Origin of the sequence: Pantoea agglomerans, assembly GCF_021397715.1 — a bacterium.
Taxonomy (GTDB): Bacteria; Pseudomonadota; Gammaproteobacteria; order Enterobacterales; family Enterobacteriaceae; genus Pantoea; species Pantoea astica.
Genome location: NZ_CP090207.1, coordinates 2,763,746 through 2,780,486, shown reverse-complemented (window position 1 = coordinate 2,780,486; position 16,741 = coordinate 2,763,746). Strand labels below are relative to the sequence as shown.

The 16,741-nt window shown below is 57.6% G+C and carries 13 protein-coding genes; 11 read left to right on the top strand and 2 right to left on the bottom strand.

Translation table 11 applies throughout. The features are described 5' to 3' along the window. Window positions 1-9 precede the first annotated feature (9 nt). From LZU96_RS13190 to LZU96_RS13175, 4 genes are all read left to right on the top strand, one after another. Window positions 10-1,242 (top strand): winged helix-turn-helix domain-containing protein, encoded by a 1,233-nt coding sequence (locus LZU96_RS13190; protein ID WP_233984727.1) that lies wholly within the window; start codon window positions 10-12, stop codon window positions 1,240-1,242. Between the two features lie 86 nt (window positions 1,243-1,328). After that, window positions 1,329-1,511: a Trm112 family protein gene (locus LZU96_RS13185; RefSeq protein ID WP_031376635.1), complete on the top strand. Its 183-nt coding sequence runs from the start codon at window positions 1,329-1,331 to the stop codon at window positions 1,509-1,511. Then, on the top strand, window positions 1,508-2,257 hold the full coding sequence (gene kdsB / locus LZU96_RS13180) for a 3-deoxy-manno-octulosonate cytidylyltransferase (RefSeq protein WP_233984726.1): 750 nt from the start codon (window positions 1,508-1,510) through the stop codon (window positions 2,255-2,257). Before LZU96_RS13185 ends, kdsB begins: the two co-directional genes overlap by 4 nt. 110 nt (window positions 2,258-2,367) lie before the next feature. Next, on the top strand, window positions 2,368-3,261 hold the full coding sequence (locus tag LZU96_RS13175; RefSeq protein ID WP_233984725.1) for a YcbJ family phosphotransferase: 894 nt from the start codon (window positions 2,368-2,370) through the stop codon (window positions 3,259-3,261). Here LZU96_RS13175 and elyC read toward each other — a convergent pair. Then, the gene (elyC, locus tag LZU96_RS13170; protein WP_233984724.1) at window positions 3,241-4,026 is read right to left on the bottom strand and encodes an envelope biogenesis factor ElyC; all 786 of its coding nucleotides are present in this window, start codon (window positions 4,024-4,026) and stop codon (window positions 3,241-3,243) included. The two genes, LZU96_RS13175 and elyC, sit on opposite strands and share 21 nt — an antisense overlap. A 125-nt stretch (window positions 4,027-4,151) precedes the next feature. Between elyC and cmoM the strand changes: the two genes are divergently transcribed. The 7 genes from cmoM (at window position 4,152) to LZU96_RS13135 (ending at window position 14,814) form a co-directional block, all read left to right on the top strand. Then, entirely contained in the window at window positions 4,152-4,937 is a 786-nt protein-coding gene (gene cmoM / locus LZU96_RS13165) for a tRNA uridine 5-oxyacetic acid(34) methyltransferase CmoM (RefSeq protein ID WP_233984723.1), read from the top strand. Continuing rightward, window positions 4,934-6,256: a chromosome partition protein MukF gene (gene mukF, locus LZU96_RS13160; protein ID WP_233984722.1), complete on the top strand. Its 1,323-nt coding sequence runs from the start codon at window positions 4,934-4,936 to the stop codon at window positions 6,254-6,256. The genes cmoM and mukF overlap by 4 nt, the downstream gene beginning before the upstream one ends. Continuing rightward, window positions 6,237-6,962 (top strand): chromosome partition protein MukE, encoded by a 726-nt coding sequence (mukE, locus tag LZU96_RS13155; RefSeq protein ID WP_233984721.1) that lies wholly within the window; start codon window positions 6,237-6,239, stop codon window positions 6,960-6,962. Before mukF ends, mukE begins: the two co-directional genes overlap by 20 nt. Further along, a complete protein-coding gene (gene mukB / locus LZU96_RS13150; RefSeq protein ID WP_233984720.1) occupies window positions 6,959-11,446 on the top strand; it encodes a chromosome partition protein MukB in 4,488 nt (1,495 codons plus the stop codon). Before mukE ends, mukB begins: the two co-directional genes overlap by 4 nt. 150 nt (window positions 11,447-11,596) lie before the next feature. Beyond that, the gene (gene ldtD, locus LZU96_RS13145) at window positions 11,597-13,411 is read left to right on the top strand and encodes a L,D-transpeptidase (RefSeq protein WP_233984719.1); all 1,815 of its coding nucleotides are present in this window, start codon (window positions 11,597-11,599) and stop codon (window positions 13,409-13,411) included. A 185-nt stretch (window positions 13,412-13,596) separates the two neighbouring features. Next, entirely contained in the window at window positions 13,597-14,145 is a 549-nt protein-coding gene (locus LZU96_RS13140) for a YcbK family protein (RefSeq protein WP_233984718.1), read from the top strand. Window positions 14,146-14,184: 39 nt separating this feature from the next. Next, window positions 14,185-14,814, top strand: a complete 630-nt coding sequence (locus LZU96_RS13135) for an MBL fold metallo-hydrolase (RefSeq protein ID WP_233984717.1) — start codon at window positions 14,185-14,187, stop codon at window positions 14,812-14,814. Window positions 14,815-15,422: 608 nt separating this feature from the next. Here the strand turns inward: LZU96_RS13135 and LZU96_RS13130 are convergent. Beyond that, window positions 15,423-16,613: an amino acid aminotransferase gene (locus LZU96_RS13130; RefSeq protein ID WP_233984716.1), complete on the bottom strand. Its 1,191-nt coding sequence runs from the start codon at window positions 16,611-16,613 to the stop codon at window positions 15,423-15,425. Between the last annotated feature and the right edge of the window lie 128 nt (window positions 16,614-16,741).

The window sequence follows — 16,741 nt, the reverse complement described above, 5'->3', positions numbered from 1 at the left end:
AGGAAGAGAATGAACCCGCAGCATTCACTTTCGTTACGACAAGCACGCCACCTTCATCTCGCCGCGCAGGGCCTGCTGCGCCCGCCAGCAAAACGCGCCCGCTATCAGGATCTGATTGACTGCATCTCACGCATGTCGCTGCTGCAAATCGATACCATTAACGTCGTTGCCCGCAGCCCCTATCTGGTGCTGTTCAGTCGCCTTGGTGACTATCCGCAGGCGTGGCTGGAACAGGCACTGGCTGAGGGTAAGGTGTTTGAATACTGGGCACACGAAGCCTGCTTTATTCCACGCGCCGACTACAGGCTGCTGCGGCACCGCATGCTGTCGCCGGAACGGCTGGGCTGGAAATATAACGCGCAGTGGGTAGCTGATCATCAGCAGGAGATCGCCGAATTGCTGCAGCAGATCCGCGAAAACGGTCCGGTGCGGGCTGCCGATTTTGCGCCTGCCGAAAACCATAAACCGGGATGGTGGGCATGGAAACCGCACAAGCGGCATCTGGAGAATCTGTTCAGCGCCGGTGAGTTGATGGTGGCCGAACGCCGCAATTTTCAGCGGGTATACGATCTGCGCAGCCGGGTAATGCCTGACTGGCAGGATGCGCTGCACAGCATCAGCGAAGCCGAAGCGACCCGCTTAATGTTACTCAACAGTGCCCGCAGTCTCGGCATCTTTCGCGCCAGCTGGCTGGCCGACTACTACCGGCTGAAACGGGTGCCGCTGAGCGCCTTCCTGGCGGATGCGCAGGACGCGGGAGAAGTCATCGCGGTGACCACCGAAGAGCTGGGCGAAATGTGGCTGCACCGTGATTCGCTGCCGTTGCTTGAATCCCCGTTACAGGCAACCCACAGCGCGCTGCTGTCGCCGTTCGATCCGGTGGTCTGGGATCGCAAACGCGCGCTGGAGCTGTTCAGCTTTGATTACCGCATTGAGTGTTATACGCCCGAGGCAAAACGGAAATTTGGCTATTTCGTATTGCCGATCCTGCATCGTGGCGAGATAAAAGGTCGACTGGATGCCCGGATGGTGCGCCAGTCAAAACAGCTGGAGATTAAAAATGTCTGGCTGGAGGATCGGACGCGGGTCACGTTGCAATTTGCCGGAGATATCCGGCGGGCGATAACGCGTTTTGCAGCCTGGCAGGGCGCGGAAACCGTTTCTCTGCTGCAGGTTCCCGCCGCTCTGCGGCAGCACTGGCCGGCCAGCTGGTCACTGCAATCCCAGCCTGGCAACCGGTGATGCACTGATACGTTTTACGCCCTGCCGCCCGGGCTGGGCTATGGTATGCTTTATCCCTTACGCATTCGGTCCCTGATGGAGGACATATGGATCATCGTTTACTCGAAATCGTTGCCTGCCCGGTGTGCAATGGCAAACTTTACTACAACAATGCGCAGCAGGAGTTGATCTGCAAACCGGATGGCCTGGCGTTCCCGGTGCGTGACGGTATTCCGGTATTACTGGAGAATGAAGCGCGCACGCTGTCGGTTGAAGAGATTCATCCATGAGTTTCATCGCCATCATTCCTGCGCGTTATGCGTCAACCCGCCTGCCAGGCAAGCCGTTAGTGGATATTCACGGCAAGCCGATGGTGGTGCATGTAATGGAGCGCGCCCGTGAATCGGGCGCCAGTCGGGTCATCGTCGCTACCGATCATCCGGATGTGGCACAGGCGGTGCAAGCCGCTGGCGGTGAAGTCTGCATGACGCGCGCCGATCATCAGTCCGGCACCGAGCGTCTGGCAGAGGTGATTGAAAAATATCAGTTTGCTGATGATGAGATCATCGTCAACGTGCAGGGCGATGAGCCCATGATCCCGGCGGAGATCGTGCGCCAGGTCGCCACCAATCTGGCCGGTTCCACGGCAGGAATGGCGACGCTGGCGGTGCCAATCACCGATGCGGAAGAGGCGTTTAATCCGAATGCGGTGAAAGTGGTTATGGACGTGCATGGCCATGCGCTCTATTTTTCGCGTGCCACTATCCCCTGGGATCGTGAACGTTATGCCAGCTCGCGCGAGCAGATTGGCGACACGCTGCTGCGTCACATCGGCATTTATGCTTATCGCGCGGGCTTTATTCGCCGCTATGTCGCCTGGGCGCCTTGCCCGCTGGAGCAGATCGAGCTGCTTGAGCAGTTGCGGGTGCTGTGGTACGGCGAGAAAATTCATGTTGCGGTGGCGAAAACGATTCCCAGCGTTGGCGTTGATACGCCGGACGACCTGCAGCGCGTTCGCGCAGCAATGCAGGCCTGATAAAACGGGGAGAGACTCCCCGTTACTGCGCAGTTTTGTTGATCCGTCGCTAAACTTCTTATCTGTAGTCCCTTCAGGATAGTCTGCTATTCATCTGAGGAGGATGCCCCATGGAACAGCTCAAAACCGAACTGGCGCTGGTGCTGGGCGAGCCCATCAGCCGTCTCGAAATCATCAGCGAACATCCGCCTGCCCGAATTTATGCGCTGTACGACGATAAAGGACAGCCGATGCCGGTGATGGCGAAATATTTCCGTCATCAGGGACGTGCCGCGCTGGAAGCCAAAAAACTGGCGTTACTCGGCCACGCCGGGCTGATTGCGGTGCCGGTGGTATTTGGCCTGGTGATGAGCCAGCAGCCGCCGGTGCATGAAATGCTGCTGCTGGCGCGACTCAATGGCGTACCGGCAGAAGCACCGGCGCGTGATGCACAACGCTGGCAACAGTTTTGCGAACAGGTGGTGGAGGGGCTGCTGGCCTGGCACCGGCTCGACAGTCATGGACTGGTCGGTACGGTGGACAGCACGCAGGAAAACCGCTGGCCCGCCTGGTATGCGCAGCGGGTTGAGGTGCTATGGGCGACCCTGAGCTATCTGCGTCCGCCCGGCTTTACGCTGGACGACCGTCAGATTCTGTTTCGCAGCCGGGCGCGGTTAGCGCATCTGTTCCGCGACTTTAACGATCCCTGTGTCATGGTGCACGGTAATGTCAGGCTGCAAAGTACGCTGAAAAATCCGCGCAGCGATCAGCTGCTGGCGATGACCCAGCCTGGACCGATTCTATGGGCACCGCGGGAATATGACCTGATTCATCTCGATGATTCGCCAGCCGAAACCGCGCTGCTGCACGCTTACCTGCAGCGGGCCCCGGTGGCAGAAGGCTTTGTCTGGCGACGGTGGCTCTATCAGCTGTGGGACTGCATCGATCAGCTGGTGCAGACCGGCGAATTTGACCGGTCCCGTTTTGATCATGCCCGCACCCAGCTACTCCCCTGGCTCGGATGACCGCGTTGTGTCTCCCTTCAGTCGCTGCAATACCGTACCCAGTGTTTCATACACTGCCCGCTCGCTGTGACTCAGCCAGATAGAGGACGGAATGGCGCGCTCCCAGCCATTCAGCGGCGAGGTGATCGCCAGCTGGTTGGCCGGCGCAGCAATCGGATTCAATCCTGCCGCCTGGAAGAAACGCATTGCGCGGGGCAGATGATTGGCTGAGCTGATCAGCAGAAAGGGGCGCTGACCAATCTTCTTCTTCACCGCCTGTGCTTCGTCAGCGGTATCCCGCGGCTGATCGAGAATCTGAATGCGATCGGCCGGCACGCCGAGACTTTCGGCAACCTGCGCGGCGACCCAGGCGCTGCTCTTTGGATTGGTGCCACCCGCGGCGCCGGTAAAAATCAGGGTAGCCTGCGGATAGCGATGCCACTGACGTACCCCTTCCGCCACGCGTGGCAGGCTGTTGTTGAGCAGGTTTGAGCTGGGCGCCCAGTCCGGATTAAAGGTGTAGCCGCCGCCGAGTACCACGATGTTATCGACCGGCTGCGTGCCGTTCCAGGTCGGATAACGGCTATCGAGCGGCAGCAGCAGCCGATCGGCCAGCGGCTGCAGGCTTAGCAGCAGCAGAAATAACCAGCTGGCGGAGATCAAAATTTTGCCGCTTTTCTGCCAGTCAGTGAACCAAAGCAATAAAATGCCGAGCGCCATCAGCAAAAGCAGAAACGGCAGGGGCAGCAACAGCCCGCCGATCACTTTTTTCAGGGTAAAAAGCATCTAAAAAGACTCCTGTTGTCCGAAAAAACAGCAGCCGGAAGGGAAGATGGGGATGAAAGGTTCATTCTTCTGGTGCCTGTGACAAAATAGCACAAGTCTCACCGCAGCATACCGGAGCACATGCCATGCAGGATCGTAACTTTGACGATCTCGCGGATAAATTTTCGCAAAATATATACGGCACCACCAAAGGGCGAGTGCGCCAGGCGATCCTGTGGGATGAGCTGGAAACTATCCTGCCCGGACTGTCACCGCATCCGCTGTCGGTGCTGGATGCGGGCGGCGGCGTGGGGCAGGTCTCCAGCGGGCTGGCCGCGCGCGGCCATCAGGTTCTGCTGTGTGATCTTTCAGGCGAAATGCTGCGCCGGGCAGAGGAAAATGCGGCAGCGCAGGGTGTGAGCCACAACATGCAATTCAAACAAATTAGCGCCCAGCAGGTGGGTGAACATTTGGATAAGCCGGTGGATCTGGTATTGTTTCACGCTGTGCTTGAGTGGGTTGCTGAACCGGAAAAGGTGCTGCAGGCGCTATTTGATCTGTTGCGTCCGGGCGGCGTCATGTCGCTGATGTTTTATAACCTGCACGGCCTGACGCTACGCACCTTAACGCTGGGCAATTTTGGCTATCTGCGCACCAATCTGACCAAGCGTAAAAAGCGCACGCTATCACCTGACTATCCGCGCGATCCCGATCAGGTCTACCGCTGGCTGGAAGCGTGCGGCTTCGTCATTGAACAACGCGCCGGCATCCGGGTATTCAGCGACTACATGAAGCCGCCGAAAGGCGAGCCCAAAAGCGACGACGAAATTATTGAGATGGAGCGGCGTTACTGCCGTCAGGAACCCTTTTTGAGCTTAGGGCGCTACATCCATGTGACTGCGCGCAAACCCGGGCAGAAGGACGAATTATGAGTGAATTTTCCCAGACGGTACCTGAACTGGTATCCTGGGCGCGCAAGAATGACTTCTCTCTTGCGCTGCCAGTAGAACGTCTGGCCTTTTTGCTGGCTATCGCCACCCTTAACGGTGAGCGGATGGATGGCGAAATGAGTGAAGGCGATCTGATTGATGCTTTCCGTCACGTCAGTAAGGCTTTCGAACAAACCCACGAAACCGTGTTGGTTCGCGCCAACAACGCCATCAACGATATGGTGCGACAGCGCCTGCTCAACCGCTTTACCAGCGAGCTGACCGAAGGCAATGCCATCTATCGTCTGACCCCGCTGGCGATCGGCATTACCGACTACTACATCCGCCAGCGCGAATTTTCGACCTTACGCCTGTCGATGCAGCTCTCTATCGTTGCCAATGAGCTCAAGCGCGCTGCCGATGCGGCTCAGGAAAACGGCGATGAATTTCACTGGCACCGCAACGTCTTTGCGCCGCTGAAATATTCGGTGGCTGAGATATTCGACAGCATCGACATGACGCAGCGTCTGATGGATGAACAGCAGCAGGCGGTGAAAAATGATATCGCCGAGCTGCTGAATAAAGACTGGCGCGCGGCGATCTCCAGCTGTGAAATGCTGCTGTCGGAAACCTCCGGTACGCTGCGTGAACTGCAGGATACGCTGGAGGCGGCGGGCGACAAGCTGCAGGAGAACCTGCTGCGGATTCAGGATGCGACGCTCGACAGTCCGGATCTGGGCTTCGTCGATAAGCTGGTGTTTGATCTGCAAAGTAAACTCGACCGTATCACCAGCTGGGGCCAGCAGGCGATCGACCTGTGGATCGGTTACGACCGCCACGTCCATAAGTTTATCCGTACCGCCATCGACATGGATAAAAACCGCGTTTTCGCTCAGCGTCTGCGGGTCTCGGTGCAAAATTACTTCGATGCGCCCTGGGCGCTGACCTACGCCAACGCCGATCGCCTGTATGACATGCGCGATGAAGAGCTGACGCTGCGTAATGACGAGGTGATGGGTGAACTGCCGGCCGAGATGGAGTACGAAGAGTTCAACGAAATTCGCGAGCAGCTGGCAGCGATGATCGAAGAGGCGCTGCAGATCTACAAAACGCAACAAAAACCGCTCAACCTCGCGTCAGTGATGCGTGACTACCTGGCCCAGTATCCTCGCGCCCGTCATTTCGATCTGGCGCGGATTGTGGTCGACCAGGCGGTGCGTCTTGGCGTTGCGGAAGCTGATTTAGCCGGCTTGCCTGTGGAATGGCAAGCCATCAATGATTACGGAGCCAAGGTGCAGGCACATGTCATCGACAAATATTGAACAAGTGATGCCGGTTAAGCTGGCACAGGCACTGGCAAACCCGATCTTTCCCGCGCTCGACAGCCAGTTGCGCGCCGGACGACACATCGGTATTGAAGAGCTGGATAATCACGCTTTTCTGATGGATTACCAGGCGTTTCTCGAAGAGTTTTACAGCCGCTATAACGTTGAGCTGATTCGTGCGCCGGAGGGCTTTTTCTATCTGCGTCCGCGCTCTACCACGCTGATCCCGCGTTCGGTGCTCTCTGAGTTAGACATGATGGTGGGAAAAATCCTCTGCTATCTCTACCTCAGCCCGGAACGCCTGGCCAATGAAGGGATCTTCACTCAGCAGGAGTTGTATGACGAACTGCTGTCACTGGCTGATGAAAGCAAGCTGCTGAAGCTGGTTAACCAGCGTTCGACCGGCTCAGATCTGGATCGCACCAAACTGCAGGAGAAAGTGCGCGCCTCGCTGAGCCGTCTGCGCCGCCTGGGGATGGTGTGGTTCTTCGGTAACGACAGCAGCAAATTCCGTATCACCGAATCGGTATTCCGCTTCGGCGCTGACGTGCGTAGCGGTGACGATGCCCGTGAAGCGCAGCTGCGCCTGATCCGCGATGGCGAAGCGATGCTGCTGGAGAACGCCACCGCAACGGCAGACGCCGATGAAGGCGACGAACAGGAAAGCGATGCGAGTGAGAACGCAGAGGAACAACAGGCATGATTGAACGCGGAAAATTTCGTTCGCTTACGCTGATCAACTGGAACGGCTTCTTTGCCCGCACCTTTGATCTTGATGAACTGGTCACCACTCTGTCAGGCGGCAACGGTGCGGGTAAATCTACCACCATGGCAGCGTTTGTCACCGCGCTGATCCCCGATTTGACGCTGCTGCACTTCCGTAACACCACCGAAGCCGGCGCGACCTCGGGCTCACGCGATAAAGGCCTGCACGGTAAGCTGCGGGCTGGCGTCTGCTATTCCATGCTCGACGTGGTTAACTCGCGCCATCAGCGTGTGGTGGTTGGCGTGCGGCTGCAACAGGTGGCCGGACGGGATAAAAAAGTCGACATCAAGCCGTTCAGTATTCATGGCCTGCCGACCGACACCAATCCCACCGACATGCTGACCGAAGTCCTCAACAGCCGGCAGGCGCGCGTGCTGCCGCTGAACGAGGTCAAAGAGCGGGTTGAAGCACAGGAAGGGGTGCAGTTCCGCGCCTACAGCTCGGTCACCGATTATCACGCCATGCTGTTTGATCTCGGTGTGGTGCCGCGTCGTCTGCGCTCCGCCAGCGATCGCAGCAAGTTTTATCGTCTGATTGAAGCCTCGCTGTATGGCGGTATCTCCAGCGCCATTACCCGCTCGCTGCGTGACTATCTGCTGCCGGAAAACAGCGGCGTGCGTAAAGCCTTCCAGGATATGGAAGCCGCGCTGCGCGAAAACCGCATGACGCTGGAAGCGATTCGCGTCACCCAGTCAGATCGCGATCTGTTTAAGCATCTGATTTCGGAAGCGACAAGCTACGTCTCCGCCGACTACATGCGGCACGCTAACGAGCGACGGGTCCATCTCGACAACGCCTTACAGCTGCGTAATGAGCTGTTCAGCAGCCGCAAACAGCTGGCGTCTGAACAGTATCGCCACGTTGAAATGGCGCGCGAACTGGCTGAGCACAGCGGAGCGGAAAACGACCTGGAAGTGGATTATCAGGCGGCCAGCGATCACCTGAATCTGGTACAGACCGCGATGCGCCAGCAGGAAAAGATTGAGCGCTATGACGCCGATATTGAAGACCTGACGCTGCGGCTGGAAGAGCAGAGCGAAGTGGTGGCGGAAGCGCGTGAGATTCAGGAAGAGAATGAAGCGCGCGCCGAAGCGGCTGAACTGGAAGTCGATGAGCTGAAAAGCCAGCTGGCGGACTTCCAGCAGGCGCTTGACGTGCAGCAAACCCGCGCCATTCAGTATCAGCAGGCCTTGCAGGCGCTGGAACGCGCCCGTTCACTCTGTCAGTTGCCCGACTTAACCATCGACAACGCGGCGGAATGGCAGGCCAGTTTCCAGGCCAAAGAGGAAGAGGCGACCGAACGGTTACTCAATCTTGAGCAGAAGCTGAGCGTGGCGGAAGCGGCGCACAGTCAGTTTGAACAGGCGCTGGCGCTGGTGACCAGCATTGCCGGCGACGTGACCCGTCAGGACGCATGGCAGACCGGCCGGACGCTGCTGCGCGACGCCAGCAATCAGCGCCATCACGCTGAACAGCTCTCTTCGCTGCGTCTGCGCCTCAGTGAGCTGGAGCAGCGTTTACGCGAGCAGCATGAGGCTGAGCGTTTGCTGGCGGAGTTCTGTAAACGCCAGGGGCAGCATTATGAAGCTGATGCGCTGGACGGTTTGCAGCGTGAGCTGGAAGCGCAGATTGAGCAGCTGAACAGCAGCGTGGCGGATGCCGGTGAGCAGCGCATGATGATGCGTCAGGAGCTGGAACAGCTGCGCGAGCGTATCGCCACGCTGACCGCCCGCGCGCCGCACTGGCTGGCTGCGCAGGAAATTCTGACGCAGCTGAGTGAGCAGACCGGCCAGGCGCTCGCCAGCAGTCAGGACGTGACCGAATATATGCAGCAGCTGCTGGAGCGGGAACGTGAAACCACCGTTGAACGTGACGAAGTGGCGGCGCGTAAACGTGATATCGAGCAGCAGATTGAACGTCTCAGTCAGCCTGGCGGTGCCGAAGATGCGCGCCTTAACCAGCTGGCGGAACGTTTTGGCGGCGTACTGCTGTCAGAAATTTATGATGACGTCACGCTGGATGATGCACCTTACTTCTCGGCGTTGTACGGTCCGTCACGTCACGCGATTGTGGTGCCGGATCTGTCGCTGGTACGTGAGCAGCTCGACGGGCTAGAAGAGTGTCCGGAAGATCTCTATCTGATCGAGGGCGATCCCCAGTCGTTTGATGACAGCGTATTCAGCGTTGATGAACTGCAGAATGCGGTGGTGGTGAAGGTTGCAGAGCGGCAGTGGCGCTATTCCCGCTTCCCGAAAATCCCGCTGTTTGGCCGTGCTGCGCGAGAAAATCAGCTTGAGCTGCTGCACAGCGAACGCGATCGTCTGGCCGAGCGCTATGCCACGCTGTCGTTCGACGTTCAGAAAACCCAGCGTCTGCATCAGTCATTCAGCCGCTTTATCGGCAGTCACCTCGCCGTGGCGTTTGATGCCGATCCGGAAGCACAGATTCGCCAGCTGGGCGCACGTCGCGGTGAGCTGGAGCGGGCACTTAACCAGCACGAAAGCAACAATCAGCAGCAGCGTCAGCAGTTTGAGCTGGCAAAAGAGGGCGTAGCGCAGCTAAACCGCCTGCTGCCGCGCGTTAACCTGCTGCTGGATGAGACGCTGGCCGATCGCTGTGAAGAGATCCGTGAACAGGTTGAGGAGGCGCAGGAGGCGGCGCGCTTCCTGCATCAACACGGCGCGAAACTGGCGAAACTCGAACCGATTATTGCCGTATTACAAAGCGATCCTGAACAGCATGAGCAGCTGCAGGCCGATTACCAGCAGGCGCAGCAGCAACAGCGCAACGCCCGCCAGCAGGCTTTTGCCCTGACGGAAGTAGTGCAGCGTCGTGCGCACTTTGGCTATGATGATTCGTCCAGCATGCTTAACGGCAACAGCGATCTCAGTGACAAGCTGCGTCAGCGTCTGGAGCAGGCTGAGGCGGAACGTAGCCGCAGCCGTGAGCGTCTGCGCGAGCATCAGGCGCAGCTGACGCAGTATGCTCAGGTGCTGGCCTCGCTGAAAAGTGCCTATGACGCCAAGCGCGACATGCTGAAAGAGTTGCAGCAGGAGATGCAGGATATCGGCGTTCACGCCGATGCCAGCGCCGAAGCGCGGGCGCGCGTCCGTCGTGATGAGCTCTATACGGCGCTGAGCCATAACCGTGCACGGCGTAATCAGCTGGAAAAACAGCTGACCTTCTGTGAAGCGGAGATGGATAACCTGCAGAAGCGACTGCGCCAGCTGGAACGCAACTATCATCAGGTGCGTGAACAGGTGGTCAGCGCCAAAGCGGGCTGGTGTACGGTGCTGCGGCTGGTGAAAGAGAATGGTGTCGAACGTCGCCTGCATCGTCGCGAACTGGCCTATCTGAGCGGTGACGAGCTGCGTTCTATGTCGGATAAAGCGCTGGGTGCGCTGCGTCTGGCGGTGGCGGATAACGAACACCTGCGTGACGTGCTGCGTCTGTCGGAAGATCCGAAACGGCCGGAACGCAAGATCCAGTTCTTTATCGCGGTTTACCAGCATCTGCGCGAGCGTATTCGTCAGGATATTATTCGCACTGACGATCCGGTTGAAGCGATTGAGCAGATGGAAATTGAGCTGAATCGCCTGACGGAAGAGCTGACGGCGCGTGAACAGACGCTGGCTATCAGCTCACGCAGCGCCGCCAACATCATCCGCAAAACCATTCAGCGTGAGCAGAACCGTATCCGCCAGCTGAACCAGGGTCTGCAGACCGTGAGCTTTGGTCAGGTGCGCAGTGTCCGGCTCAACGTTAACGTGCGTGAAACCCATGCAATGCTGCTGGATACGCTGTCGGAAGAGCATGAACAGCATCAGGATCTGTTTAACAGCAACCGTCTGACCTTCTCAGAGGCGCTGGCGAAACTTTATCAGCGTCTTAATCCGCATATCGACATGGGGCAGCGGACGCCGCAGACCATCGGTGAAGAGCTGCTGGACTACCGCAACTATCTTGAGATGGAAGTTGAAGTTAACCGGGGTTCTGACGGCTGGCTGCGTGCGGAAAGTGGGGCGCTGTCGACCGGTGAAGCGATCGGTACCGGGATGTCGATTCTGGTGATGGTGGTGCAGAGCTGGGAAGAGGAGTCTCGCCGTCTGCGCGGTAAAGACATCTCGCCATGCCGGTTGCTGTTCCTTGATGAAGCCGCCCGTCTTGATGCGCGTTCGATCGCCACGCTATTTGAACTGTGTGAACGGCTGGAAATGCAGCTGGTGATCGCCGCCCCGGAAAATATCAGTCCGGAGAAAGGCACAACCTATAAGCTGGTGCGTAAAGTATTCAACAATACCGAGCATGTGCATGTGGTTGGCCTGCGTGGTTTTGCGGCCGATCCTTCACCGACCCGACGGCAGGATGAGAACGATTCTCTGCCCGATTTAGCCGGTGAAAAATCGCAGGCGGAAACATAGTCAAAAACTGATCCATTGGTTAATCTGGTAACGGCATTTGTCGCGTGAGGCAAATGCCGTTTTTGTTTGTATACTCAACATTATGAGTAAGCAGCCCGGTCGCAGTAGTTTCAGGGAACGCTGCGCAGTTGAACAGAGAAGGGGGCAGGGATGTTGCTGGCAAATAGGTTTAAACATCATCGTGTTGTTTCATGGTTAGCGCTGGCGCTAACCATGGTTCCATTTACGCTGCCGCAGGCCGCTGTGATCGCCGCTATGCCGGGCACCACACAAAGTGCGATGTCAGTCACCGAAAGTCAGCAACGTATCCGGCAGGCGTTTTCCAGTGCCGATCAGCCTTTTTATCTGGGGCCACTGGCGACGCTGTATGCGTCCCGTCATATGCAGCCGCTGTGGCAGGATCGCCAGGCGGTGCAAAAATTTCAGCAACAGCTGGCTGAGGTCGCGCTATCCGGCGTGCAACCCCAGTTTACCCGCTGGGTCGAACGTCTGACTGACCCGGCCATTACCGGCTTTGCCCGCGATGTGGCGCTCTCTGACGCGATGCTCGGCTATCTGCAGTTTGTCTCCAGCGTGCCGACGCAGGGTGAAACCTGGCTTTACAGTAACGTGCCCTACAAACTGGCCCAGCCGTCAGTGGCGGTGGTTAATCAGTGGCAGAATGCGGTCAATGCTGGTTCTGACAGCATTTTTATCACTTCACTGGAACCGCAGCATCCGCAATATCGCCCAATGCACGCTGCGCTAAAAAATCTGCTCAGCGATAAACGGCCATGGCCGCAGCTGAAGAATAGCGAAACCCTGCGTCCGGGACAGGTGAGTGATGATGTGCCGGCGCTACGTGAAATCCTGCAGCGCAGCGGGATGCTCACCGCACAGGCTGATGCGCCCGCGCCGGATGAGGACGCCGTGCCGGTGACTTCTGTACCGGTCAGCCACAGCGACCAGCCGGTGGTGGTCAGCCCGTCTGCGACGCCGGTTTCCGATCTGCCTGTTGCCACGCCGCAGTCACCGGGTAATGTGCAGAGCCTGACGCTGGATGCCAATAACAGCGCGAATGTTTACGACACGACGCTGGTTGCAGCGGTGAAGCGTTTTCAACAGTGGCAGGGACTGGATGGCGACGGGGCGATCGGTGCCAGAACGCGTCAGTGGCTGAATGTGTCACCCCAGATGCGCGCCTCCTTGCTGGCGCTGAACATTCAGCGGCTGCGGCTGCTGCCGGATGATATGCACAACGGCATCATGGTCAACATCGCTAACTACTCACTGATTTACTACAACAACGGTAATAAAATTTTGTCGTCGCGGGTGATCGTTGGTCGTCCCGATCGCAAAACGCCACTGATGCGCAGCGCGCTCAACAATGTGGTGCTGAATCCGCCGTGGAACGTACCGACCACGCTGGTGCGTAAAGACATTATTCCCAAGGTGAAGCAGGACCCTGCCTATCTCTATAAGCACGGCTATACCCTGCTGTCGGGCTGGAGTGAGGATGCCGAGGTGATCGACCCGAGCATGATTGACTGGAGCATGGTGTCGGCCTCATCGTTCCCCTATCGCCTGCGCCAGGCCCCAGGCCAGATGAACGCGCTGGGACGCTACAAATTCAACATGCCGAGTTCAGATGCCATCTATCTGCACGACACGCCGAATCATAACCTGTTCCAGCGGGATATCCGGGCGCTGAGCTCAGGCTGCGTGCGGGTGAATAAAGCCTCTGAACTGGCGGGGCTGCTGTTGCAGGATGCCGGCTGGAATGATTCGCGCATCTCCAGCACCCTGAAAGAGGGCGATACCCGGTACGTACCGATTCGCCATCGCATTCCGGTTAATCTCTATTACTTAACCGCCTGGGTAGCGGATGATGGCAAACCGCAGTTCCGAACAGATATTTACAATTATGATGACACTGCACGCTCCGGCAGCCAGGCGTTACAAAGGGCTGAGCAGTTGTTGCTCTAGTGTTTGATTTTCAATCGTTAGCCGTCGGCTATTGTTAACGAAAATAGCGCTCAAATGGCGATCCCGCTCGGGATCGCCGCACATTCTCGCCCCACATGGGTTGACGCCTCTCTGAGAGAAAGTTATGGTTCGGCCTGTGCGCTTTTTGCACATTTCTATGGCTTCACTCTCAGGTAATACGGTTAATGTCTACTATTGATTCTTTTCGTCGCAAGCTACTGCTTTGCGGAAGTGCGGCCGCCGGGCTGGCATTATTGCCCGCTTCTGCAAGGGCCTCGCTTTCAACTTCTCGCCCGCGTGTATTAACGCTGAATAACCTTCACACAGGTGAAACCCTTAAAACTGAGTTTTTTAATGGTAAACGTTACGACAAGGATGAGTTGTCACGATTAAATCACTTTTTCCGTGACTATCGCGCCAATAAAGTGAAAAGCATTGATCCCCACCTGTTTGACCAGATTTTTCGTCTGCAGGCGCTGCTGGAAACCCGTAAACCGGTGCAGCTGGTTTCTGGTTACCGTTCGCTGGCGACCAATAACATGCTGCGCGAAAGCGGGCCTGGGGTAGCGAAACACAGCTATCACACCAAAGGTCAGGCGATGGATTTCCACATTGAGGGCGTTACCTTAGCCAACGTTCGCAAAGCGGCGTTATCTCTGCGCGCGGGTGGTGTAGGATATTATCCTCGCAGCAACTTTGTACATATTGATACCGGGCCGATCAGGCACTGGTAATGACGCCGGCAACGCTGCGTGAGCCGGTCATGGAGCGTTATGAACTACCACATTATTCCTGTTACCGCCTTTGCCCAGAACTGTTCGGTGATCTGGTGTGAAACCACCGGTGAGTCGGCGCTGGTCGATCCGGGCGGTGACGCTGAACGTATCAAACAAACGCTGGAACAACACAAGCTGAAGCCTGCGCAGATCCTGCTGACTCATGGTCACCTTGATCATGTCGGCGCGGCGGTGGAACTTGCAGCGTTTTACCAGATTCCAATCGTCGGACCGCAGAAACGCGATGCCTTCTGGCTGGAAGCCCTGCCGACTCAGAGCCGGATGTTTGGACTGGAAGAGTGCTCGCCTTTTACGCCGGACCGCTGGCTGGAAGAGGGTGACAGCGTGCAGGTCGGGTTGGTGACGCTGGAAGTTTTACACTGTCCAGGCCATTCGCCGGGTCATGTGGTGTTCTTTGATCGTCCGGGACGCTTGCTGATCTCCGGTGATGTGATTTTCAACGGTGGCGTCGGCCGCACCGATTTCCCGCAGGGCGATCATCAGCAGCTGATCGATGCCATCCGGAGCAAATTATTGCCGCTCGGCGATGATGTGACTTTCCTGCCAGGACACGGCCCGATTTCCACGCTGGGCCGTGAACGAATCAGTAATCCTTTCCTGCAATAAAAAATGGGCCAGTCGGCTAATGCTCGTCAGTGAAGGTTAACTTTGCAAAGGCTGTCACGGTCAGACGTGGCAGCTTTTTTTCTGAGCAGGCATGCCGGAGTGCGGGCCTGCGCACCGCTGCTGCTGCCGGGCCGTCCTCGCGCCGCTGCGCGGTACCTTCGGCTTTGACGTCGTGCCGACGAACCGTTCGGGGATCGGCCCTCCCTGGCCGGCCCCGAACTCTCCACGCTTCCCGGCGTGGCGTTCTGGCCCAACGTCACGCCTCAGCGCTGCGGATAGCCCTTTCAGCAGCAGAGGCGCTCAGGCCTTCACCATCGTGCCCGTTTTAACAACACTCACTCAAGTTTCAGAGCCGGCCGGGGCGGCTCCGGGGCAGGCAATCCGCAGCGCTGAACATTAGCCAGCAGAGCCCGCAGGACGCGGGCGAAAGGCGGGGCGGCACAGGATGTGCCATCCCCGGCGGTCCGTCAGGCAGAGGAATGAAGTGAAGGCACCGCGCAGCGGCGCGAGGACCGCCAGCCCCTGAGCGGCACCAGACTGCGTTATCACCGGTCGCTTAACTGACGAGCAATGGGCCAGCCGGCCCATTTTTTAGTCGTGATACGCGGTTACAGTACCGCGACAATCGCCTCACACAGCGCCGACATATTATCTGGCGTCATGCCCGCAACGTTGACTCGTCCTGAGTTGACCGCATAGACCGCAAACTCCTCGCGCAGACGAATCACCTGATCTTTGGTCAGGCCGCTGAACGAGAACATTCCGTTCTGTTTGATGATGAAGCTGAAGTCACGCTGCGCGCCTTTCTCCGCCAGAGTATTCACGAACAGCTGACGCATACGCTGGATGCGCTGACGCATGTCTGACAGCTCCTGCTCCCAGATGGTACGCAAAGCGTCGTTGCCGAGGATGGTGGCAACAACGGCGGCACCGTGAGCTGGCGGATTGGAGTAGTTCGCCCGGATGGTATATTTCACCTGGCTGAAGGCGGTATCCGCCACGCTTGCCTCGGCGGCCACCAGGGTAATGGCGCCTACACGTTCGTTGTACAAGCCAAAGTTCTTCGAATAGGAGCTGGCGACAATCAGTTCCTGATGGGACGCGGCGAAAATGCGCAGTCCTTCGGCATCCTCATCCAGACCGCGGGCGAAGCCCTGATAGGCAAAGTCAAACAGGGGTAACCAACCGCCAGCCTGTGACAGCTGCGCCAGCTGCTGCCACTGTTCAGCCGTTGGATCGATGCCGGTTGGGTTATGACAGCAGCCGTGGAACAGCACCACATCGCCTGGCTGCACCTGTTTCAGTGATGCAACCAGACCGTCAAAATCGAGCGTATGATTTTCAGCGTCGTAATACTGATATTCACACACCTCAAGACCAGCAGCATTAAACACATTTTTGTGGTTCGGCCAGCTGGGATTGCTGACCCAAATCCGCTTTACGGATGTCTGGGTGGCAAGGAAATCGGCCGCTACGCGCAGCGCACCGGTACCGCCTGGGGTCTGTGCCGTACGGGCGCGGCCAGCGGTAATCAGTGGGCTCTGACTGCCAAACAGTAACGCCTGGGTACAACGGGCGAAATCCGCCAGACCATCAATGCTGAGATAGTTTTTGGTGGTTTCGTTTTCCAGCAGATACTGTTCGGCTTTTTTAACGCTGGTCAGCACCGGTGTCTTACCGGTTTCATCTTTGTAGACGCCAATACCGAGGTTAATTTTGTTAGGGCGGTCGTCAGCGCGAAACAGATCGGCCAGCCCAAGAATGGGATCGGCGGGTGCAGCAGAGATCGATTCAAACATGAGTCAGGTCCAGTAGCGGGAACGTTAGCAAAATGAGCTCTCAGGTTAGCGTCACGCCAGGCAAATGCCAACCGTTTGCGAGCGTTATTGATACTTTTTGCGGGCTTGCTTCAGCGAGAGGAAATAAA